Source organism: Pseudomonas sp. GW821-FHT09H03, assembly GCF_059415945.1.
This window is the reverse complement of sequence record NZ_JBWKOF010000003.1, coordinates 61,663-82,698: the sequence shown is the minus strand read 5'-3', so window position 1 is coordinate 82,698 and position 21,036 is coordinate 61,663. Positions and strand designations below refer to the sequence as shown.

Sequence of the window (21,036 nt, the reverse complement as noted above, 5' to 3'; positions counted from 1 at the left end):
CCCAGAGGGCGCCTCTCGTAGCGGCTGGATCACCAGGCTCGCTACACTTTCAGAGGCGCCCTTGGGCGCGCGCGATTAACAGCAATAGCTTGAAGCTTTATCAGTGCACGTCTTTCCAGTATTCACGCTTGAGCAAGTAGGCAAATACGAAGAAGAACGCCAGGTACAGCAAAACGTATGTACCAATGCGCTGATGTTGCAGCTTAACCGGGTTAGCCGAGTAAGCCAGGAAGGTTACCAGATTCTTGACCTTCTCATCGAACTGCTCTTCGGTCAGAGCACCGCTTTTCGGCACGATGGTCAGTTGATCGCACGCTTCATGAGTCAGCGGCGTGCCCGTCAACGGATCATATTGCTTCTTGCCGTCTTCGACGATCTGAACCTGTTTGCAACCGACTACCTGACGACCTTGCAGGCCGACCAGGACGTTAGGCATACCCACGTTCGGGAAGACCTTGTTGTTCACACCCCAAGGGCGCGACGGATCTTCGTAGAACGACTTCAGGTAGCCGTAGAGCCAGTCGGTACCGCGAACCCGGGCAACCAGGGTCAGGTCCGGAGGCGCCGCGCCAAACCAGGCCTTGGCGTCCGCCGGTTGCATGCCGATGTTCATGTGATCGCCAATCTTGGCGTCAGTGAAAACCAGCTTCTCCAGCATCAACTCGTGGGGAATGCCCAGGTCATCGGCAACACGCTCATACCGCTGGAACTTGGCACTGTGACAACCCATGCAGTAGTTGGCGAACGTACGTGCACCATCCTGCATGGCCGCTTTATCGGAAACGTCGATGTCGACTTTTTCCAGCTCCGGGCCACCGTGTTCAGCTGCGAAAGCGAACACTGGCAACACAGCAAGCATCAAAACAGCAAATAGTTTTTTCATCAGCCAGTCACCCTTTCCGGAACCGGTTTGGTCTTCTCGAGCCTGGTGTAGAACGGCATCAGAATGAAGTAGGCGAAGTACAGGAAGGTACATACCTGCGACAGCAACGTACGGCCCGGGGTCGGAGCGAGCACGCCCAGTACACCCAGAATCACGAACGAAATGCAGAACACCCAGAGCCAGATCTTGCTCATCCAGCCTTTGTAGCGCATGGATTTTACCGGGCTACGGTCAAGCCATGGCAGGACGAACAGCACGGCAATCGCGGCACCCATGGCGATAACGCCCAGGAGCTTGTCCGGAACCGCCCGCAGAATCGCGTAGAACGGAGTGAAGTACCAGACCGGAGCGATGTGCTCTGGGGTCTTGAAGGCGTTCGCCACTTCAAAGTTCGGCTTCTCGAGGAAGTAACCGCCCATTTCAGGGAAGAAGAACACGATCGAGCAGAAGATGAACAGGAACACCACCACGCCGACGATATCTTTCACGGTGTAGTACGGGTGGAAGGCAATGCCGTCCAGCGGTACGCCGTTTTCGTCTTTGTATTTCTTGATGTCAACACCGTCCGGGTTGTTCGAACCGACTTCGTGCAGTGCCAGAACGTGCAGCACTACCAGGCCAAGAATGACGATAGGCAAAGCCACGACGTGCAAGGCGAAGAAGCGGTTGAGGGTAATCCCGGAAATCAGGTAGTCACCACGGATCCACTGGGTCAGGTCGTCGCCGATGACCGGAATCGCACCGAACAGCGAAATGATTACCTGGGCGCCCCAGTAAGACATCTGACCCCACGGCAGCAGGTAACCCATGAAGGCCTCAGCCATCAATGCCAGGTAGATCAGCATGCCGAAGACCCACACCAGCTCACGCGGCTTCTGGTACGAACCGTAGAGCAAGCCACGGAACATGTGCAGATAGACCACGATGAAGAACGCCGAAGCGCCAGTGGAGTGCAGCAGACGCAGGATCGAGCCGTACTCGACGTCGCGCATGATGTATTCGACGGAAGCAAAGGCGTCTTCCGCCGAAGGGGTATAGCTCATGGTCAGCCAGACACCGGTAACGATCTGGTTGACCAGAACGAGCAGCGCCAGGGAGCCAAAGAAGTAGAAGAAGTTGAAGTTCTTCGGAGCGTAATACTTGCTGAGATGGTCTTCCCACATTTTTGTGGCGGGAAAGCGCGCATCAACCCAATCCATGAATTTGCTCATCACGCTTTCTCCGTATCGACGCCAACGACAATGATGTCATCGGTCTCATAGGAATGCGGGGGAACTGGCAGGTTCAAAGGCGCAGGTTGCGACTTGTAGACGCGACCAGCCAGATCGTAGTGGGAACCGTGGCAAGGGCAGAAATATCCGCCTACCCAGTCCTTGCCCAGATCGGCAGGTGCCACTTCGGGACGGAATGTCGGCGAGCAACCCAGGTGCGTGCAGATACCGATCAGCAGCAGAACCTCAGGTTTGATCGAACGGGTTTCCGGATCAACGTAAGTCGGTTGTGTCGAGTTCTTGGAGGTCGGGTCAGAAAGCTGGCCCTCGATCTTTTTCAGATTCCCCAGGATTTCCTGTGTACGGCGGACGATGAACACCGGCTGACCGCGCCACTCAGCAATCATCTGCTGGCCTGGCTCGATTTTGCTGACATTCACTTTCACCGGTGCACCTGCGGCTTTCGCCTTGGCACTGGGAAACCATGACCCCACGAACGGGACCGCAGCCCCCACCGCTCCTGCAGCACCCACCACGGATGTGGCTGCTACCAAGAAGCGACGCCGGCCTGCATTCACGCCGTCATTGCTCATTCAGTCCTCTCCCATCAGCTTTGTGGCCTGTTAAATCAGGCATCTACTAAGTAAATCTATGTACTTATAAAAATTTTGCCGAATGGTAATGAAAAGCCCCAATTCTGACAAGGTAATTACCGGAGGCCATCACCCCCAAGCCTTGTAGTATAGGGCGTCTGCGGATGTGGCAAGTTGTCACAGCGCAAATCTTCAATAAATCGCACGCATAAAAAAACGCCCAGCTCCGTGAGGATACTGGGCGTTCTTTTTTGAACGTGGAAGCGAATTAACGCTTCGAGTACTGCGGACGCTTACGCGCTTTACGCAGACCGACTTTCTTACGTTCAACTTCACGAGCATCGCGGGTTACGAAGCCGGCTTTACGCAGGGCGCTGCGCAGAGTCTCGTCGTAGTCCATCAGAGCGCGAGTGATGCCGTGGCGGATTGCGCCAGCTTGACCACTTACACCACCGCCGATCACGGTGACGTAGATGTCGAACTTCTCGACAGTCTCAGTCAATTCCAGCGGCTGACGAACTACCATGCGGGCAGTTTCGCGGCCGAAGAAATTATCCAGCGAACGGTTGTTGATGGAGATGTTACCAGTACCCGGACGCAGGAAAACGCGTGCGGTTGCGGTCTTGCGACGGCCAGTGCCGTAATTTTGAGTCGCCGACATAATGTACTATTCCGTTAAAACTTCAGTTCTTGGGGCTGCTGAGCAGTATGTGGGTGTGCAGCGCCCGCATAGACTTTCAGCTTACGGTACATGTCGCGACCCAGTGGGTTTTTAGGCAGCATGCCTTTAACCGCGGTCTCGATCACGCGCTCAGGGGCCTTGGCGATCAGCTTTTCAAAGTTGATCGACTTGATACCGCCCGGGAAACCAGAGTGGGAGTAGTACATTTTGTCAGTGGTTTTAGCACCGGTAACACGGATCTGCTCAGCGTTGATTACGACGATGTAGTCGCCGGTGTCAACGTGAGGAGTGTACTCAGGCTTGTGCTTGCCACGCAGACGGCTCGCGATTTCGGTGGCCAGACGACCCAGGGTCTGACCAGCAGCGTCGACGACAAACCAGTCGCGCTTTACTGTTTCCGGTTTAGCAGTAAAAGTTTTCATTCTTTATAGCCTCAGGGGCCGCCCTGTAAATTAGACGGCGGATCTTACTGAATAGTGCGTACTTTGACAAGTCAAAGGCAGCCGGATACAGACGCTTTCGGGGGCTCGGGTCGGCGCGTCCGTTCAACGGCAAGATTCTTCGGCGGCGGCGCATCACTTCCACTGCAGAAAGAGGTGCGCAATTATGCAGATTGCGAAAAATAATTCAACCTGCTTTTATGATTGTTTTGCCCAAGGAGCACCCGATGGACTATCGCCAGCTAGGCCGAACCAATCTGAACGTGAGCGCCCTCTGCCTCGGCACCATGACCTGGGGCGAGCAAAACAGCGAGGCAGACGCCTTCGCCCAGATTGACCGGGCCAAGAGCGCCGGGATCAACTTCATCGACACCGCCGAAATGTATCCGGTGCCGCCCAAGGCCGAAACCTACGCCACTACCGAGCGCTACATCGGCAATTACTTCAAAAACCGCGGTGACCGCGCCGACTGGATCCTGGCCAGCAAGATCGCCGGCCCCGGCAATACCATCGACTACATCCGCGACAAGAACCTGCGGCACAATCGCCAGCACATCACCGCAGCCGTCGACGCCAGCCTCGAGCGCCTGCAAACCGACTACATCGACCTGTACCAACTGCACTGGCCGGAGCGCAGCACCAACTTTTTCGGACAGCTGGGATACAAGCACCAGACCGAAGCCAACCTGACGCCTCTGGAAGACACCCTCGAAGCCCTGGACGAACAGGTGCGAGCCGGCAAGATTCGCCATATCGGCCTGTCCAACGAAACACCGTGGGGCACCATGCGTTTCCTCGCCCTGGCCGAAGCCCGTGGCTGGCCGCGTGCCGTGTCGATCCAGAACCCGTACAACCTGCTCAACCGCAGCTTTGAAGTCGGCCTGGCGGAAATCGCCATCCGCGAGCAATGCGGCCTGCTTGCCTACTCACCGCTGGCGTTCGGTTTCCTGTCGGGCAAATACGAAGGCGGCGCACGGCCGCCAAAAGGTCGCCTGAGCCTCTACAGCCGCTTCAGCCGCTATTTCAACCCGCAATCGGAAGCGGCGTGCAGCCGGTATGTGGCGCTGGCTCGTGAGCACGGCCTGGACCCGGCGCAGATGGCATTGGCGTTCGTCACGCAGCAGCCGTTCGTGACCAGCAACATCATTGGTGCGACCACGCTTGAGCAACTGGACAGCAACATCGCCAGTTTCGAACTGAAACTGTCGGAAGAAGTGCTGGAAGGGATAGAGGCGATTCACAAGGATCATCCGAATCCGGCTCCTTGACTGATTCATAGACCCTATCGCGGGCAAGCCCGCTCCCATAGGTTCTGTGTCGTTCACATATTTCTTGAACACCGCCAGACCTTGTGGGAGCGGGCTTGCCCGCGATGGCGCCCGCCAATTCACCGCAGATCAAAGAGAGCGCGCAATGATCTCCTTCATGATCTCGTTAGTACCCGCATAAATCCGCTGCACCCGTGCATCCGCCCACGCCCGGGCGATCGGGTATTCCCACATGAACCCGTAGCCGCCGTGCAATTGCACGCATTCGTCGAGCACCTTGCATTGCAGGTCGGTGCCCCAGTACTTGGCCATTGCCGCCGTCGGCACATCCAGTTTGCCTTGCAGATGCAGCTCCAGGCAGCGATCGACAAAGACGCGACCGATCTGAATCTCCGTCGCCATCTCCGCCAACTTGAATCGGGTGTTCTGAAAGTCCGCGATCGACTTGCCGAATGCCTTGCGCTCACGGGTGTAATCCAGCGTCCATTGCAAACCGGCCTCGGCTGAAGCCAGCCCGCCAATCGCCACGGTAAGGCGCTCCTGGGGCAGCTCCTGCATCAGATAGGCGAAGCCCATCCCGGCCTGGCCCAGCAGGTTTTCCTTGGGCACACGAACGTCCTGAAAGAACAGCTCCGAGGTGTCCTGCGCTTTCATGCCGACCTTCTCCAGGCGCTTGCCCTTGTCGAAGCCTGGCGTATCGGCCTCCACCAGAAACAGGCTGATGCCCTTCGCGCCGGCCTTCGGATCGGTCTTGGCGACGACAATTACCAGATCCGCCAGGTAACCGTTGGTAATGAAGGTTTTCGAGCCGTTAATCACGTACTCATCGCCATCGAGCACCGCCGTGGTCTTCACCCCTTGCAGGTCGGAACCGGCACCCGGCTCGGTCATGGCAATGGCCGAGACCATCTCGCCGGACACCAGCTTTGGCAGGTATTTGTGTTTCAGCGTTTCACTGCCGTAATGCAGGATGTAGGGCGCAACGATGTCGGAGTGCAGGGAAAAACCAATGCCGGTAAGGCCCAGACGCCCTACTTCCTCGATCACTACTGCGCTATAGAGAAAGTCCGCCCCAAGACCGCCGTACTCCTCCGGCAGGTGCGAACAAAGCATTCCCGCCTCCCCCGCCTTGTTCCACAGTTTGCGGTCGATGTAGCCCTGTTTTTCCCATTGCCCATGGAACGGCACTGCTTCTTTTTCAAGGAAGGTTCGCACGCTGTCACGGAAAAGTTCGTGCTCGGAGCTGAACAAGGTTCTGGGAATCATGCGGCACCTTTCTTTTATTTTTAGAAGGAATAAGCCTTCAGAGACTAAGCCCCGCTACCGATACAGGACACTGGACACATCCGACAAAAAATAAGACGATCCAGCCGTCTGGTGACCACTTTCCCCTATAAGAATAAAGTTGAATTATGTCTAACCAAGCCTCCACGCCCTTGCGGCGCGTCAGCATCCTGGCCTTTGACCGGGTTTTCGCCTCTACCCTCATGCAGGCCAAGGATTTCTTCCACCTCGCCAGCCTGCGCTACGGCAAACAGCTGGGCCTGGGCCTGACACCGGCGTTCGAAACCCGGCTGGTCAGCCCCGACGGCAATGCGGTGAATACCTTCAGCGATGTGAAGATCCCGGTAGATGGCGGGCTGGAAAATACCGACATCATCATCATTCCCGCCTTCTGGGACGACTTCGACTCCCTCAGCAAACGTTATCCACAGGTCCTGCCCTGGCTGCGCCAGCAACATGCCCGCGGCGCCGTGCTCTGCGGCGAAGCCACTGGCGTGTTCTGGCTGGCCGAAGCCGGGTTGCTCGATGGCAAGGAAGCGACCACCTATTGGCGCTTTTTCAATGCGTTCGCCGAGCGTTTCCCCCAGGTGCAGCTCAATCAGGACAAGCACCTGACCGACGCCGACAACCTCTACTGCGCCGGCGGCACCACCTCGGCGAGCGACCTGTACGTTTACCTGATCGAGCGTTTTTGCGGCGCCAACGTCTCCCAGGCCGTAGCCCGGGACATTCTCTACGAAGTCCAGCGCAGCTACTCGCCGGGACGCATCGGCTTCGGCGGGCAGAAGCTGCATCAGGATGTGATCATCCTGCAGATCCAGCACTGGCTCGAAGAGCACTACGCCGACAAATTCCGCTTCGAGGACGTCGCTCGCGAACACGGCATGAGCATCCGCAATTTCATGCGCCGCTTCCAGACCGCCACCGGCGACAAGCCCCTGCACTACCTGCAACGCTTGCGCATCGAAACCGCCAAGGGCCTGCTCTCCGGCAGCCGCAAGAGCATCAAGACCATCAGCTACGAAGTCGGCTACGACGATGCCAGCTTCTTTGCGCGACTGTTCCGCCAACACACCGAGCTGTCGCCGAACCAGTATCGGCAGCAGTTTCTGCAGGCCGCCTGAACCTCATTGCGTTCACATAACCCCCGAGCTGCCGCAGGCTGCGATCTTTTGATTTTGTCTTTAAAAAGCAAGATCAAAAGATCGCAGCCTGCGGCAGCTTCACAACGACCAGGCACGACGTGCATTGACCCTGTTTGGGACCCGGACTACAACCTAAACGGAAGTGGCCGACATACGTAGAACTCCTGATTGACCTCTTATATCCACGCATTTCAACAGCGTGAATAACAATAAAAAGAGGTCATCAACAATGCGTGAGCCAACAAGCCCTGTTCGTGTAGCAGTCGTGCAATTCGACCCGCAGGTGGGCGTAGAAAATCGTGAGGGCAATCTGCATCGCAGCCTGCAATTGGCGATGGAAGCGGTAAAGGACGGGGCGAATCTTGTTGTCCTGCCTGAACTCTCGAACACCGGGTATTTCTTCAAAAACAGGCAGCACGCGTTTGATCACTCGGAGTTGATTCCAGACGGCGCGAGCGTAAAAACCTGGATTGATTTCGCGCGCCAGCACAAGGTCTACGTTGTCGCCGGTCTGGCTGAGCGCGACGGCATGCGGCTGTTCAACACTGGCGTTCTTGTCGGCCCTGACGGCTTCATCGGCAAGTATCGCAAGGCCCATTTATGGAACCAGGAAAAACTGTGGTTCACACCAGGAGATCTGGGCTTTCCGGTTTTCGATACGCCGATTGGACGCATCGGCTTACTGATCTGCTGGGATATCTGGTTCCCGGAAGTGCCGCGAATTCTGAGCCAGCAAGGCGCTGACATCATTTGCAGCCTGAACAACTGGGTCTGGACGCCACCGCCGCTTTTTGATGAGGCGGGCAAGTGCATGGCGTCTTATCTGACCATGACAGCGGCACATGTAAACAACGTGTTCATTGCCGCAGCCAGCCGAATAGGCGAAGAGCGCGGGGCTCGATATCTCGGCTGCTCGCTGATTGCCGGCACCAATGGCTGGCCGATTGGTGCAGTTGCCTCGGCGGACAAACAAGAAATCCTGTTGGCCGATATCGATCTCACCAGCTCCCGCAGCGCCCCGATCTGGAACGACCTGAACGATCTGCATCGCGATCGTCGAACCGATCTGTACGACCAGATGCTCGGCTACACCGAACATCCATGTCTGCCGCGTTAATGGGGGCCTAAGGATGGAAAACACGTCCCGAAATAGCCCAATTGAGCGCAAGTCGCCGTTCGATGCGGCGATCCTTTTGCTGATACTTGGCGCGATTTTGCTGATTATCTGGCTTTCATTCACCTACCGTTCTGCCTGGGCAGCGCATTGGCCAAGCTACGGCGACATGCTGTCCGGCCTTCCCGAACCGAGCGCCTGGTTGCGCTGGGTATTGGGGGACATCAGCGAGGTTGCATTCTACAAACACGAATTCGCCTCGATCGGATTGCTAGCCGGCGCCTATCTGGCTTACTGGGCGAATCGAACGGGGAAAGCCTGGCAAGGTTTTGCCATTTCCTACGGCAGCGGACTCTGGCCGTGGTTGATCACCAGTTCGTTGCTCGGACTGCTGCTGAGCAACCTGCTGTGGGGGTGGACGGTTACCGCCACTACCTGGCAACCCACGTTCGCAGCCTTTGTTTCGTTACCGGCAGCGATGGTGCTGATGTTTGGCGGTGGCTGGAAAGTCACGATCAACGGCGCGCTCATGGGCGCGGTGATGGTCACCCCGATGTGCTTGTTGATCGTCAACTACGTCTGCAATCCACTCGGACTGCCAGCGGTGATCGGCAACGTACTGGGAATGGCTGTCGCCAGTGTCTTTGCCTTTCTGCTCTGTCGATATCTCCCAAGCCTGATGAAGTCGCAAGCATCCACGAAGCCTTGCGCCCCGCCTCCACCACCCACCAAAGCACCGGACTACGGTGTTATCTGGAGCCTGCGGCGAGTCCTGGCCGACTTTTCGGAAGCGCCGTTCTTTGGCAATGAACTGGCAAGCCTCGGCCTGCTATTGGGGGCAATGCTGGCCTACACCCTGAACCCGTTGAGCCCGGTTTACGGTTCTGGTCTGTTGCCACAGCTGATCGGCGCACAGGCATTGACCTCGGCAATAGGCGTGCTGATCTGGCGTCGGCAATGGATGTTGCACGGCTGGTACCCCACCTACGTTCCACTGGTCTCAGTGGTGCCGGCGGCGATTCTGACCTATGGCGGCAGTTGGCAGGTCATTGTCATGAGTGCGCTGCTGGGCGCCCTGATTGCGCCACCATTGGCTTATGCGATTGCCAGAAGGTTACCTGCCGATATGCATGGTTACATCGGTAACGTCCTGTCCATGGCCATCAGCACCTTGTTGATCGTTCCATTCATCGGACTCTTGATAGCCAACTGACGGAAGCTGCCTTGCGGCTGTATCGCGGACTTCAGTCCGGGTACAGCCACTTTCCATAACGAGCAAGCGAGGTATTACATGGATCTGCCTAAACTGGCCATCGCAGCCCTGGGTGGCACTGTGAGCATGCAGGCCAGAAACGCCGGTGAGGGAATAGTCCCGGCAGTCACCGGCGAAACACTGTTGGAGTCGGTACCGGAATTGGCGACGCTGGCACGGGTCAGCGTTGAAACCCTGGGCCTGTTGCCAAGTGCCTCACTGGATTTCGAGTTCCTGCTGGGTGTCCTTTCCTGGGCGAACGTTCAAATCCAACAAGGTGCGATCGGTGTCGTCATTACCCAAGGCACAGACACCCTCGAAGAAACGGCCACTTTTTTCGATTATTTGTGGGCCCACGATCAGCCGCTAGTCCTGACCGGCGCCATGCGCTCCGCTGCCAATGCGGGGGCCGATGGGCCGGCAAACCTTCTGGACGCTTGCCGGGTCGCCCTGGCGGCGAACAGCCGGCAACGAGGCGTTCAGGTGGTCATGAACGGGCAGATTCACTGCGCGAGCGCCGTCCGCAAAACCGACTCGTTAGCGTTGCAGGCTTTCTCCTCTCCCATCGTGGGGCCTGTTGGCATGCTCGTGGAAAACACCATCCACTATTTGCGCCCGCCAGCCCAGCGCAAGGTTTTACCGCTGCCACAGCAGACAACACAGAAAATCGCCCTGTTGGAAGCGTCGCTTTCTGCAGACAGCCTCATGCTGGAAAGCATTCTCGAACTCGGCTACGACGGACTCGTTATCGCGGGATTTGGTGCAGGGCATGTTCCCGAGAACTGGGCGGAGGTGATCGAAACTATCGCCGGAAAAATCCCGGTCATTATTGCAACCCGGACCGGATCCGGCTCTACCGCGCTGTCCACTTATGGCTTTGTCGGTGGCGAGATGGACCTGATCCGCAAAGGCGCATCAATGGCCGGACTTCTGTGCCCGCGCAAAGCCAGGGTTCTATTGTGGCTGTTAGTCGGTTGTCAGCGACAGGATGCGCTGGCGATTTATCTCTCAAAAGACTGACACTTCCACTGTGGGAGCGGGCTTGCTCGCGAATGCGGTGTGCCAGATAAATTGATATCGACTGACACGACGCTTTCGCGAGCAAGCCCGCTCCCACACTATTGTGGTGACCCTGGTGGATTGCTTTCAGCACAAAAAAGGGCCTGCATTTGCAGGCCCTTTTTTGTTTGCGAATTGCTTAAGGCTTGTGCGCCCGCGCCAGGAATTCGTGGGACTGCATTTCCAGCAGGCGGCTGAGGGTGCGCTGGAACTCGAAGTTCAGGCGACCGCCGGTATAGAGGTCTTTAAGTTCGACTTCGGCGGATATGATCAGCTTGACGTTACGGTCGTAGAACTCGTCGACCATGTTGATGAAGCGTCGGGCGATGTCGTCAGTGGTGACGCTCATTTGCTCGACATCGCTGAGCAGCACGGCGTGGAAGATCTTGCCCAGTTCGATGTAGTCGTTCTGGCTGCGCGGACCGTCGCACAATTCGCGGAAGTTGAACCAGGCCACGTCATCACAGGTGCGCAGGGCACGGATTTCGCGGTTTTCGATCATCAGCACGTCGTTTTCGACCGCCGCCGTGCATTCCGGCGTCAGCGCACGGAAGCTCTTGCGCAGGCTTTCGTTGGCGGCTTCGTCGAGTGGATAGTGGAACAGCTCGGCCTGTTCGAGGTGACGCAGGCGATAGTCGACGCCGCTGTCGACGTTGACGATCTCGGTGTTCTGTTTGATCAACGCAATGGCCGGCAGGAAACGAGCGCGTTGCAGGCCGTCCTTGTACAGGCCGTCCGGCACGATGTTCGAGGTCGCGACCAGGGTTACGCCGTTCTTGAACAGCTCTTCCATCAGGGTGCCGAGGATCATGGCGTCGGTGATGTCGGATACGAAGAACTCATCGAAGCAGATGACCCGGGCTTCGGTGGCGAAACGTTTGGCGATGATGGTCAGCGGGTTTTTCTCGCCACCCAGGGTCTTCATCTCTTCGTGCACGCGCTTCATGAAGCGGTGGAAGTGAGTACGAGACTTTTCCTTGAATGGCAGCGCTTCGAAGAAGGTGTCCACCAGGTAAGTCTTGCCGCGACCGACGCCGCCCCAGAAGTACAGGCCCTTGACCGGGGTCTGATCCTTCTTGCCAAACAGCTTGCCCAGCAGGCCCGGTTTGTTTTGCTCGGCGGCGACCAGGTCGTCGTACAGGCGCTGCAAATGACGCACGGCAGTTTCCTGCGCGGCATCATGGAAGAATTCCGGGCGTTTCAGATCAGCTTGATATCGTTCTAGGGGCGTCATAATTCGTTAGCAAGGCAACAAAAACGGGCCGTCACTGTAGCGATGGCCCCGGGGAATGGCAATCGGCCCTTGATCGGGCCGAGCCGTTGATTAGTCCTGAACCGGCGTAAGAGCAATCCGCAACGCTTCGATTGCAGCGTCGCGCGCCGCGCTATCAGCGAAGGCGGGACTGTCAGCCACGCACTGGCCTTCCAGCCAGACGCTGAAGCTCAGCGCTTCACTGCGCACCTCCAGTGGCTGGCCTGCTTGCAGTTGCTTGGTTACCTGACCGGCGGTCTTGCCGTCGGCAAAATTGCACGACAACAGCAGCTGTTCGCCATCGGCAGCCAGCAGACGGAAACGGAAACTGCCGTCGTCCTCGCGGAAGCTGACAAAACGCGCGGCTTTCGCAGCTTTTTTCTTGGTGGTCGGTGCAACTTGGGTCTGGGCCACGAAAGAACGCAGGCCAACCGCTTCACGCAGCTCGTTGAGGAACGGCGTAGCAACCGCACGGGCCTTTTTCGCGCCGTGCTGCAGGATGTCTTCCAGGTCAGCCGGGCGCTCGATCAGTTGGTTATAGCGCTCGCGGGACTCGCCCAGTTCGTTGTCCAGCAACTGGAACAGGCGATTCTTCGCCTCGCCCCAACCCAGGCCCTGCAACAGTTCACTGCGGAACTCGTCGGCCTGGGCAGGAGTGGCGAACGCCTGGAACAGGGTGAACAGATGCGAGTTGTCCGGATCCTTGGCTTCGCCCGGTGCGCGGGAGTCAGTGACGATCCGCGAAATCGCGTCCTTCATTTCCTTGGCGCTGCTGAACAACGGAATGGTGTTGTCGTAGCTCTTCGACATCTTGCGGCCGTCGAGGCCTGGCAGCGTGGCAACGCTTTCTTCGATCAGCGCTTCAGGCATGGTGAAGAATTCTTTGCCCTGGCCAAACAGGTGGTTGAAGCGCTGGCCAATGTCCCGCGCCATTTCCACGTGCTGGATCTGGTCGCGACCGACCGGCACCTTGTGCGCGTTGAACATCAGAATGTCCGCCGCCATCAGCACCGGGTAGCTGTACAGGCCCATGGTGATGCCGGCATCCAGGTCTTCGCCGGTCTCGACGTTCTTGTCCACCGAGGCCTTGTAGGCGTGGGCACGGTTGAGCAGGCCCTTGGCGGCGACGCAAGTCAGCAGCCAGGTCAGCTCGGGGATTTCCGGAATGTCGGACTGGCGATAGAAGGTCACGCGCTCCACATCCAGGCCACCGGCCAGCCAGGTCGCGGCGATTTCCAGACGCGAGCGCTGGATGCGCAGCGGGTCATCGCACTTGATCAGGGCGTGATAGTCGGCCAGGAAGTAGAACGAATCGGCATTGCTGTCACGGCTGGCGACGATCGCCGGGCGGATGGCGCCGGCGTAGTTGCCCAGGTGCGGCGTGCCGGTGGTGGTGATGCCGGTGAGGATACGGGTACGAGTCGTCATGGGTAATCGCTTGTCAGACTGCAATCAATTCGAGAGACGCGGCAGGATCAGATCCTTGAGATCGGTCAGCTTGCCATGAAAAAAGTGTCCGCATTCTGCCACTTTCAGCAGCTCATGGGGACGTTCGAGCTTGTCGGACCATTGATAAACGACTTGCGGATCGATGACTTCGTCGGTTTCCGGCTGGATCAGGGTCAGTTCGCCGTTCTGTGGCAGTTGATCCTGATCACCCAGGCGCATGACCGCCGGTGCGACCATGAACAGGTGCTTGAGTAGCTCGCCCTGCGCTTCCAGCCGCCCGCCGAGACTTGCTGCAACAAATCCGCCGAAGGAAAAACCGAACAGGGTCAATGGTAAGTCCGGATGTCTGGCCCGGAACCACTCGGCTACCGCCTGGGCATCGTCGACTTCACCGGTGCCCATGTCGTGGGAACCTTCGCTGGCGCCGACGCCACGGTAGTTGAAACGCAGGGTAATCAAACCGGCATCGCGCGCCGTGCGCTGCAGGGTTGAGACCACTTTGTTGAGCATGGTGCCGCCCTGCACCGGGTTCGGATGGCAGATCAGCGCGAGGCCACGCGGCTGCTCGTTATCCAGGTAAAGGGCTTCCAATTGGCCGACCGGCCCGTCAATCACTACAGGTGTTTCGCGCATAAGCAAGGAAGGAACTCCGTGACCTCGAATCGGGTCGACTCGTCTAGCAAATTGTCTGTGCCAATCTATTGCGAGTGAATCGCGGTATACAGCGCAGGTTCGAGCCGTTAACGTAAAGCAAAGCCGTTTATAGAGGAAGGACTCGTGGAACACTCGCTCTTAGTTTGGTTGTTACCGACTCTTGCCCTGGTTGTGGGTGTCGCCATTGGGTTTCTGATCGCTCGCCTTGCGCCGAATGCCGTGCCTAGCAGCACACAACGCCAGCTGGACGATATTCAGGAACGTTTCGACAGTTATCAGAATGAGGTGGTCACCCACTTCAACAGCACGGCAACACTGGTTAAAAAGCTGACCCAGAGCTATCAGGAAGTGCAGGATCATCTCGCCGAGGGCGCCAACCGCCTGGCCCTGGACGAGCAGACCCGTCAACGCCTGCTGGCCTCGCTGCACGCCGATGCGACGCAAGCACCACGCGAGCGCCTGACGCCACCGCGCAATCAGGAACCGCCACGCGACTACGCACCGAAAGCCCCGAATGCGCCGGGCATGCTCGATGAGCATTATGGCCTGAAGAAGTAACCAGGTTCGCGCGACACAAAAAGCCCCCGGATGAGTGATTGTCCGGGGGCTTTTTAGTTTTTGATCCGATATTTCTGTTGCCCACACTGGCCTCTTCGGGGGCAAGTCGAATCGTCGCACCGCCGCTCCCACAAGGTTTGTGTACGACAGAGTTCCCTGTGGGAGCGGGCTTGCCCGCGAAAAGGCCAGAACAGGCACCACAAAAAAGCCCGCCCGATCTGATATGGATCGGGCGGGCTCTGTTTACGCCTGGGGTTCAATCAGACATCAACGGTACTGCTGAAATCCAGCCTTACTGCTGGGCACCATACTGCTGGCCCGGGATCGCCTTGAGGTTGACCTCGACACGGCGGTTCTGCGCCCGGCCATTGGTGTCACCGTTGCTGGCAACCGGATTATCCGGACCGGCGCCACGGGCACTCAGGTTGGCACCGCTGACGCCTTGCGAAGTCAGGTAGGTGGCCACGCTCTGGGCACGACGCTGGGACAGGTCCATGTTGTGCTGGCGGCTGCCGGTGCTGTCGGTGTAGCCGACGATCTCGATCTGGTTCTGGTTGAACTCTTTCAACGAGCCCGCCAGGTTGTTGAGCGGCTGATAGAAGCTTGGGGCGATGTTCGCCGAATCGGTGGCGAAAGTGATGTTGCCGGGCATGATCAGCTTGATCTGGTCGCCCTGACGCTGCACTTCAACACCGGTATTGGCCATGCTGGCGCGCAGTTTCTTTTCTTGCTGGTCGGCGTAATAACCGTAGCCGGCAGCAGAAGCACCGACCACCGCAGCACCGATCAACGCGCCTTTACCACGGTTATCGTGGTTGATGGCGGCACCCGCCACAGCGCCGGCCAGTGCGCCGAGACCACCGTACTTGGCGGTCTTGCTCATGCCTTGGGAGCCGCCATCAGCCTGCCCCTGCTCATTGTAAGGGTTAGGCGAGGCGCAGCCAGACAGCAAGGCCACAGCGGTAGCGACAATAATCAAACGACGCTTGGTGAACATGAAGAGCTCCTACTTTGCATTCTATGGTGCAATGGACCATCGGCCTTTGCGGGCGTTAGATCATTGGATGCGATAAAAATTCCGTGAGTTACAAATCAAGCCCGTACAAAAGGGTTCTCGCGCATTTCGTCGCCCAGGCGAGTATCCGGACCATGCCCCGTCACCACCGTCGCTTCTTCGTCGAGGGTGTACAGCCGCTGCTTGATCGAACGCACGATAGTCGCCTGATCGCCGCCCCACAGGTCGGTGCGCCCTACTCCACGACGGAACAAGGTGTCGCCGGCAATCAGCAGTTTGGCGTCTGAAAACCAGAAGCTCATGGAACCTGGCGTGTGACCCGGCGTGTGCAGCGCCACTCCGCAACCGCAGGCCAGTTCTTCATCATCGGCCAGCCAGCGGTCCGGAGATGGCACCGGGGTGTAGGGAACGCCGAACATCTGGCACTGCATTTCCAGGTTATCCCAGAGAAACTGATCTTCTTTATGCAGATGCAGGGTCGCACCGGTTTTCTCTTTAAGCTGACCGGAAGCCAGGAAGTGATCCAGGTGTGCATGAGTGTGGATGATGCTGACCACCTTCAGGCCCAGGGCATCGAGCCGCGCGAGGATCAGTTCATGATTGCCACCCGGGTCGACAACAATCGCCTTTTTCGTCACCGGATCGCCGATGATCGTGCAGTTGCACTGCAAAGGGCCGACGGGGAAGGTTTCGCGGATCAGGGAAGGTTGTTGGGACATCAGAGCCTGCTCGAATAAACGGGGACGGGCGATTTTCGCATACTTGAGTATCGGTCCATCGCCCGGGATGTGTAACGTGAAGAATTCCTTAACTCAGTACCCCCAACTCCTTCGCCCGCGCCACCGCCTGCGTACGCCGCTCCACCCCAAGCTTGCTGTTGATATGGCTGGCGTGGGTCTTGACGGTATGCAATGAGATAAACAGTTGATCGCTGATTTCCTGATTCGAGCAACCTTGGGCAATCAGGCGCAGGACCGCCAGTTCACGCATGCTGAGCTGTTCTGCCGTCGCACTGGCTTCCACTGCGGGGCGAACGACCATAATCGGCAACTTTTCCATCAGGCTCTGTGAAACAGGTGTCGGCGGGCAGAGTTGCAACTGAGCCCGCAGCCAGTCCGAATGCTCGGCCAGCAATCTTTCAAAGGGTTGCAGCACACCTCCGCCTGCGACGTCCAGTGCCTGAGCCAGGGCTTTGCGTGCCTCGGGCTCGCGCCCGCTGCCCAGCAGTAACGCAACTTTCTGAGTCAGCGCCATGGTACTGAGCATTTGCCGACCGGTTTTCTGGCCATGTTCAAGCAGCGCATTCAAACGCCCTTCGGCCAGCATCGGTTGACCCTGGATAACCTCCAGCAAGGCTTGTTGCAATTCGATATGCAGTGGCAATTGTGGGTGGAATTCCGGGGGCGCTGCCGCGTGCTCGCCGGTGTAGGTCTGCCCCAATCGTGACAGCCAGGCTTCGGCCAGATCGGTGCGTCCCTGGGCAAGCCAGAGTTCGCATTTGACCAGGGTGATCATCGCCAGATAGTAAATCGGCGGGACATCCCAGATATGCATCAGTCGTTCGGCTTCGGCCAGTTCGGCAAAGGCCTTGGCAAATTCGCCGCTGCTGCCTTCAACCCTGGCGATGACACAGTGACCTATCAGTACGCTGATATCGCGGCAGGCCCGCGCCTCGTTCAGACCGGCCTGTAAACGCACTCGGGCTGCTTGTGGCTGCAGTCGCTGCGCCAACAGGAAGCCTTCATACAGGGTCAGTCGTGCGCGAACGGCATAGAGACGTTGCGGGGAAAGTCCCTGAAGTCGCTGTAAACCCTGGCGGACTTCCTGCAGCGCCCGAAAGACTTCCCCCCGCGCCTGCAGGACACGGGCGCGGTCGTAGTGGGCCAGCGCTTCGAACAGTGGATTGCCGACCCGTTGCGCCAATTCCAGCGAATCCCGATTCAGGCCCCGCGCACGCCACAAGTCGCCGTCGGCAATGGCCAGGTTGGACAAGGTCGAGAGGCACATCAGGCGTTGTCCGTAGCGCTTGCACGGCAGGCTTTCCAGCGCTTCGCCGCAATAGCGCAGCGTGAGTTCACGATTGCCGCGCCCGCGGGCGATGATTCCACTCAACGCCAGCCACTGCGCCAACATGGACCTTTGCGCGGTCGCCGACGGTGCAGGCAGGAAGCGACTCAAATGACTGGCCAGTTCTTCGGCGGCGTCCAGCTGGCATGCCATGCCCAAGGCCCAGCTGTAGAGCACGATCAGGCGCGGCGTGCTGATCAGCAGGCTGTCGGGCAAGTCCATTTTCCAGCGCAGCAACATGCCGACATTCTGCTCGGCCAGCAGTTGTTCTTCAGAGAGGTTTTGTACCAGATTCGCCGCGACGTCCAGATGGCCGGCACGCAAGGCCTGCTCTACCGCTTCGTCGAGCAGCCCTTGGGCGTTGAACCAGCGGCACGCTCGCAGGTGCAGGCTGGCCGCCGGGACCATCGACTGGGAGGCTGGCCGTGTGCGCAACAAGTCGGAAAACAGATGGTGATAGCGATACCAGTGACCATGCTCATCCAGGGGCACCAGGAACACCTGATGGGCCAGCAGGAATCGCAGGATCTCGGCACTGTCATGGGCGTCGCGAACGGCGTCGCACAGTTCGCTGCAAAAACGCTCCTGAAGTGCGGTGTCATAGAGAAATGACTGGACCTCGGCAGGCAGGCAATCAATCACCTCTTCAAGCAGATAGTCGCGGATCAGCCCTTCCCCGCCATGCAACGATTGGGGCAACGCACCATCGGTGCCGGCTTCGGAGGCCGCCAGAAGCCAGAAGCGCAAGCCTGCAACCCAGCCTTCGCTGCGCTGGATCAGGTTCTCCAGCGCCTCCCCGCGCAAGGAAGTGCTGTGGCGATCGAGCAGGCTCAAGGCTTCATCGTGGGTCAGGCGCAAATCCTGCTCATGCAACTCCAGCAGTTGCCGCGACAGTCGCAACCGCGCCAGATGCCAGTCGGGGCGCTGCCGACTGGTGACCATCACCAGCAAGCCATCGGGAAGATGGTTGAGGAAAAACTGCAGGCAACGATCCAGAACCGGCCCTTGGGCCAGATGATAATCGTCGAGCACCAGCAGCAATGGCGTCGCAATGGACAGATGTTCGGACAGTTCGTCGAGCAGCCCGTCCAGCCATTCTTCGAAGGCAAACGGCTGATGGCGCTGGCGCATTTTCAGCAGCCCGAGAGACTGCCTGCCCAGGTCCGGAAAGTAATCCTGGAGGCCTTCGAGCAGGCGTTCGAGAAAACGCCCCGGGTCATTGTCTCGCGGGCTCAGGCCCAGCCAAAGGCTTTGCCAGTGAGCCGGCAATGCCTGACAGAACTCCACCGCCAAGGAACTTTTGCCGAACCCTGCAGGCGCACTGACCAGCAACAACCGGCCACCCAGCCCGGCGCTCAGGCGCTCGCACAGGCGCGGACGCAGCACATGGCCGTCGGGCAATGGCGGGCGAAAAAAACGCCCGTCCAGTGTCGCGACAGCAACGGTTGCAGAACCTGGGGGTATAGCCAAATCAGTCATAGCCGGCTCTTGTTTGAAATGCGGTGGCGGCGTTGCAGATGTCCGCAGACTAGCCGTAATCGGCGAGGGAATGAAGGTAATTGCTACAAATGGCTACAAAAAGTCTTGCGCTTCGTAATCGAAAAGATCGCAGCCTCGTTTCACTCGACAGCTCCTACACAGTGCCTACAGGTGAAACGAGGATCTTTTTCAACGTCAAAAAAAACGCCCCGAACCGGTCGGGGCGTTTTTCAGAGGGTGCGGCCTCTACTCATGTCACCTTAGCGAACACCATCCTGGCGCAGGGCGGCAGGGGTGAAGTCGCTGGTGGTTGCCTGGAAGCCGAAGTCATACGCCGACTTCTCTTCGTTCTTCATGCCCAAGGCCAGGTAGCGACCCGATTGCAGGTCGTACAGGGTTTCGAGGGCATACCACGGCACTTGCTTGTCGTAGTAGTTCTCGGCATGTGCCTCGGCTACGCGCCACAGTTGGCCACGGCCGTCATAGTGGTCGATCACCGCGGCTTGCCAGGTGTCTTCGTCGATGTAGAAGTCACGCTTGGCGTAGATGTGGCGCTGACCTTCCTTCAAGGTGGCAACCACATGCCACACCCGGCGCAGCTCGTAACGCGCCAGATCCTGGTTGATGTGACCGGCCTTGATGATGTCGGTGTACTTGAGGGTCGGATCGTCGAGCTTGTAGCTGTCGGAGGCGATGTACATCTCTTTCTTGCCTTCGAGTTTCCAGTCGTAACGATCCGGCGCACCGTTGTACATGTCCAGGTTATCGGAAGTACGCAGACCGTCGGCTGCGGTACCCGGTCCGTCATAGGACACTTGCGGGGCGCGACGCACACGACGCTGACCGGCGTTGTAGACCCACGCCGAACGCGGTTCCTTAACCTGGTCAAGGGTTTCGTGCACCAGCAGCACACCACCGGCCAGACGCGCCGGCGCGGTCACTTTCTGTTTGAAGTAGAACAGGATATTGCCCGGATTTTTCGGGTCGTAGTCCTTCATCTTGTCGCGGAACACGAACTGGTCCTGGAAATACACCAGGCTGAACGAGCCGTTCGGCTGCGGCGTGGCCTGGGTTACCAGGCGGGTCACGCTGCCACCGCGATAGCGGGTGATGTGGTTCCAGATGACTTCAACGCCGGTCTTCGGAATAGGGAACGGCACCGCGGTTTCGAAGTTTTCCAAGCCATTGCCGCCCGACACCAGGTTGGTGTTGGTGGCGTTGCGCTTGATGGCGGCGAATACGTCATCGGGCACGGTAGCGCCACGATGGGACGGATAGACCGGCATCTTGAAGGTTTCCGGGTAGCGCTTGAACATCGCGTACTGGCCCGGGGCGAGCTTGGCCTTGTACTGGTCGACGTTCTGCGCCGTGATGGTGAACAACGGCTTTTCGCTGGCGTATGGATTGGACAGGAAACCTTTGCTGTCGACCGTACCGGCGTTCTTTGCCATGGGTTTCCAGGCAGGGATCGAGCTGTCGGCGTTACCCGCCATTTCGGCACCCATCGGGGTCAGGCTCTTGCCCAGCTTGTCCGCTTCGGCTGCCGGCACTGCCGCCATGACGCTGGTCGCCAGCAGCGAAAGCCCCAGAACACCGGCGTGGAACAGACTCTTTGTTATTTTCATATGTGT

19 protein-coding genes are annotated in these 21,036 nt (G+C 58.4%); 6 read left to right on the top strand and 13 right to left on the bottom strand.

Features of this window, described 5'->3' with window-relative positions; genetic code table 11:
- Nucleotides 1-100 precede the first annotated feature (100 nt).
- The 5 genes from AC07OG_RS05250 to rplM all read right to left on the bottom strand — a co-directional run bounded on the left by AC07OG_RS05250 (nt 101) and on the right by rplM (nt 3,791).
- The gene (locus tag AC07OG_RS05250; protein ID WP_218424699.1) at nt 101-883 is read right to left on the bottom strand and encodes a cytochrome c1; all 783 of its coding nucleotides are present in this window, start codon (nt 881-883) and stop codon (nt 101-103) included.
- Nucleotides 883-2,094: a cytochrome b gene (locus AC07OG_RS05245; protein WP_495066396.1), complete on the bottom strand. Its 1,212-nt coding sequence runs from the start codon at nt 2,092-2,094 to the stop codon at nt 883-885. Before AC07OG_RS05245 ends, AC07OG_RS05250 begins: the two co-directional genes overlap by 1 nt.
- Nucleotides 2,094-2,687, bottom strand: coding sequence for a ubiquinol-cytochrome c reductase iron-sulfur subunit (petA, locus tag AC07OG_RS05240; RefSeq protein ID WP_034149537.1), 594 nt, complete (start codon nt 2,685-2,687; stop codon nt 2,094-2,096). The genes AC07OG_RS05245 and petA overlap by 1 nt, the downstream gene beginning before the upstream one ends.
- Nucleotides 2,688-2,955: 268 nt before the next feature.
- On the bottom strand, nt 2,956-3,348 hold the full coding sequence (rpsI, locus tag AC07OG_RS05235) for a 30S ribosomal protein S9 (RefSeq protein WP_003228056.1): 393 nt from the start codon (nt 3,346-3,348) through the stop codon (nt 2,956-2,958).
- Between the two features lie 14 nt (nt 3,349-3,362).
- Complete coding sequence (rplM, locus tag AC07OG_RS05230; protein WP_007917032.1) at nt 3,363-3,791, bottom strand: 50S ribosomal protein L13; 429 nt, start codon at nt 3,789-3,791, stop codon at nt 3,363-3,365.
- 245 nt (nt 3,792-4,036) lie between these two features.
- Here rplM and AC07OG_RS05225 point away from each other — a divergent pair, with 245 nt between their 5' ends.
- Nucleotides 4,037-5,077 (top strand): NADP(H)-dependent aldo-keto reductase, encoded by a 1,041-nt coding sequence (locus tag AC07OG_RS05225; RefSeq protein WP_218424700.1) that lies wholly within the window; start codon nt 4,037-4,039, stop codon nt 5,075-5,077.
- A 129-nt stretch (nt 5,078-5,206) separates the two neighbouring features.
- On the opposite strand, the gene AC07OG_RS05220 is transcribed toward AC07OG_RS05225, so the two are convergent.
- A complete protein-coding gene (locus AC07OG_RS05220; RefSeq protein WP_495066395.1) occupies nt 5,207-6,343 on the bottom strand; it encodes an acyl-CoA dehydrogenase family protein in 1,137 nt (378 codons plus the stop codon).
- A gap of 221 nt (nt 6,344-6,564) precedes the next feature.
- Here AC07OG_RS05220 and AC07OG_RS05215 point away from each other — a divergent pair, with 221 nt between their 5' ends.
- The 4 genes from AC07OG_RS05215 to AC07OG_RS05200 all read left to right on the top strand — a co-directional run bounded on the left by AC07OG_RS05215 (nt 6,565) and on the right by AC07OG_RS05200 (nt 10,892).
- Entirely contained in the window at nt 6,565-7,485 is a 921-nt protein-coding gene (locus AC07OG_RS05215) for a GlxA family transcriptional regulator (protein WP_177336933.1), read from the top strand.
- Between the two features lie 250 nt (nt 7,486-7,735).
- A complete protein-coding gene (locus tag AC07OG_RS05210) occupies nt 7,736-8,623 on the top strand; it encodes a nitrilase family protein (protein ID WP_495066394.1) in 888 nt (295 codons plus the stop codon).
- Between the two features lie 13 nt (nt 8,624-8,636).
- A complete protein-coding gene (locus AC07OG_RS05205; RefSeq protein WP_495066393.1) occupies nt 8,637-9,833 on the top strand; it encodes a hypothetical protein in 1,197 nt (398 codons plus the stop codon).
- Nucleotides 9,834-9,911: 78 nt separating this feature from the next.
- Nucleotides 9,912-10,892: an asparaginase gene (locus AC07OG_RS05200; protein ID WP_495066392.1), complete on the top strand. Its 981-nt coding sequence runs from the start codon at nt 9,912-9,914 to the stop codon at nt 10,890-10,892.
- A gap of 178 nt (nt 10,893-11,070) precedes the next feature.
- Here AC07OG_RS05200 and zapE read toward each other — a convergent pair whose 3' ends face one another.
- From zapE to AC07OG_RS05185, 3 genes are all read right to left on the bottom strand, one after another.
- The gene (gene zapE / locus AC07OG_RS05195; RefSeq protein WP_033047639.1) at nt 11,071-12,165 is read right to left on the bottom strand and encodes a cell division protein ZapE; all 1,095 of its coding nucleotides are present in this window, start codon (nt 12,163-12,165) and stop codon (nt 11,071-11,073) included.
- 90 nt (nt 12,166-12,255) lie between these two features.
- Nucleotides 12,256-13,611: a tryptophan--tRNA ligase gene (locus AC07OG_RS05190; RefSeq protein WP_495066391.1), complete on the bottom strand. Its 1,356-nt coding sequence runs from the start codon at nt 13,609-13,611 to the stop codon at nt 12,256-12,258.
- Nucleotides 13,612-13,635: 24 nt separating this feature from the next.
- Nucleotides 13,636-14,265: an alpha/beta hydrolase gene (locus AC07OG_RS05185; RefSeq protein WP_218424732.1), complete on the bottom strand. Its 630-nt coding sequence runs from the start codon at nt 14,263-14,265 to the stop codon at nt 13,636-13,638.
- A gap of 144 nt (nt 14,266-14,409) precedes the next feature.
- Between AC07OG_RS05185 and AC07OG_RS05180 the strand changes: the two genes are divergently transcribed.
- Nucleotides 14,410-14,844 (top strand): Z-ring associated ZapG family protein, encoded by a 435-nt coding sequence (locus AC07OG_RS05180; protein ID WP_060539460.1) that lies wholly within the window; start codon nt 14,410-14,412, stop codon nt 14,842-14,844.
- A 292-nt stretch (nt 14,845-15,136) separates the two neighbouring features.
- Here AC07OG_RS05180 and AC07OG_RS05175 read toward each other — a convergent pair whose 3' ends face one another.
- From AC07OG_RS05175 to AC07OG_RS05160, 4 genes are all read right to left on the bottom strand, one after another.
- Complete coding sequence (locus tag AC07OG_RS05175) at nt 15,137-15,841, bottom strand: YiaD family glycine zipper/OmpA-like lipoprotein (RefSeq protein ID WP_060539459.1); 705 nt, start codon at nt 15,839-15,841, stop codon at nt 15,137-15,139.
- Nucleotides 15,842-15,936: 95 nt separating this feature from the next.
- Nucleotides 15,937-16,578, bottom strand: a complete 642-nt coding sequence (locus AC07OG_RS05170) for an MBL fold metallo-hydrolase (RefSeq protein ID WP_495066390.1) — start codon at nt 16,576-16,578, stop codon at nt 15,937-15,939.
- An 88-nt stretch (nt 16,579-16,666) separates the two neighbouring features.
- Complete coding sequence (locus AC07OG_RS05165) at nt 16,667-19,405, bottom strand: winged helix-turn-helix domain-containing protein (RefSeq protein ID WP_495066389.1); 2,739 nt, start codon at nt 19,403-19,405, stop codon at nt 16,667-16,669.
- Between the two features lie 260 nt (nt 19,406-19,665).
- Entirely contained in the window at nt 19,666-21,030 is a 1,365-nt protein-coding gene (locus AC07OG_RS05160) for a DUF1329 domain-containing protein (protein WP_060539456.1), read from the bottom strand.
- Nucleotides 21,031-21,036: the final 6 nt, after the last annotated feature.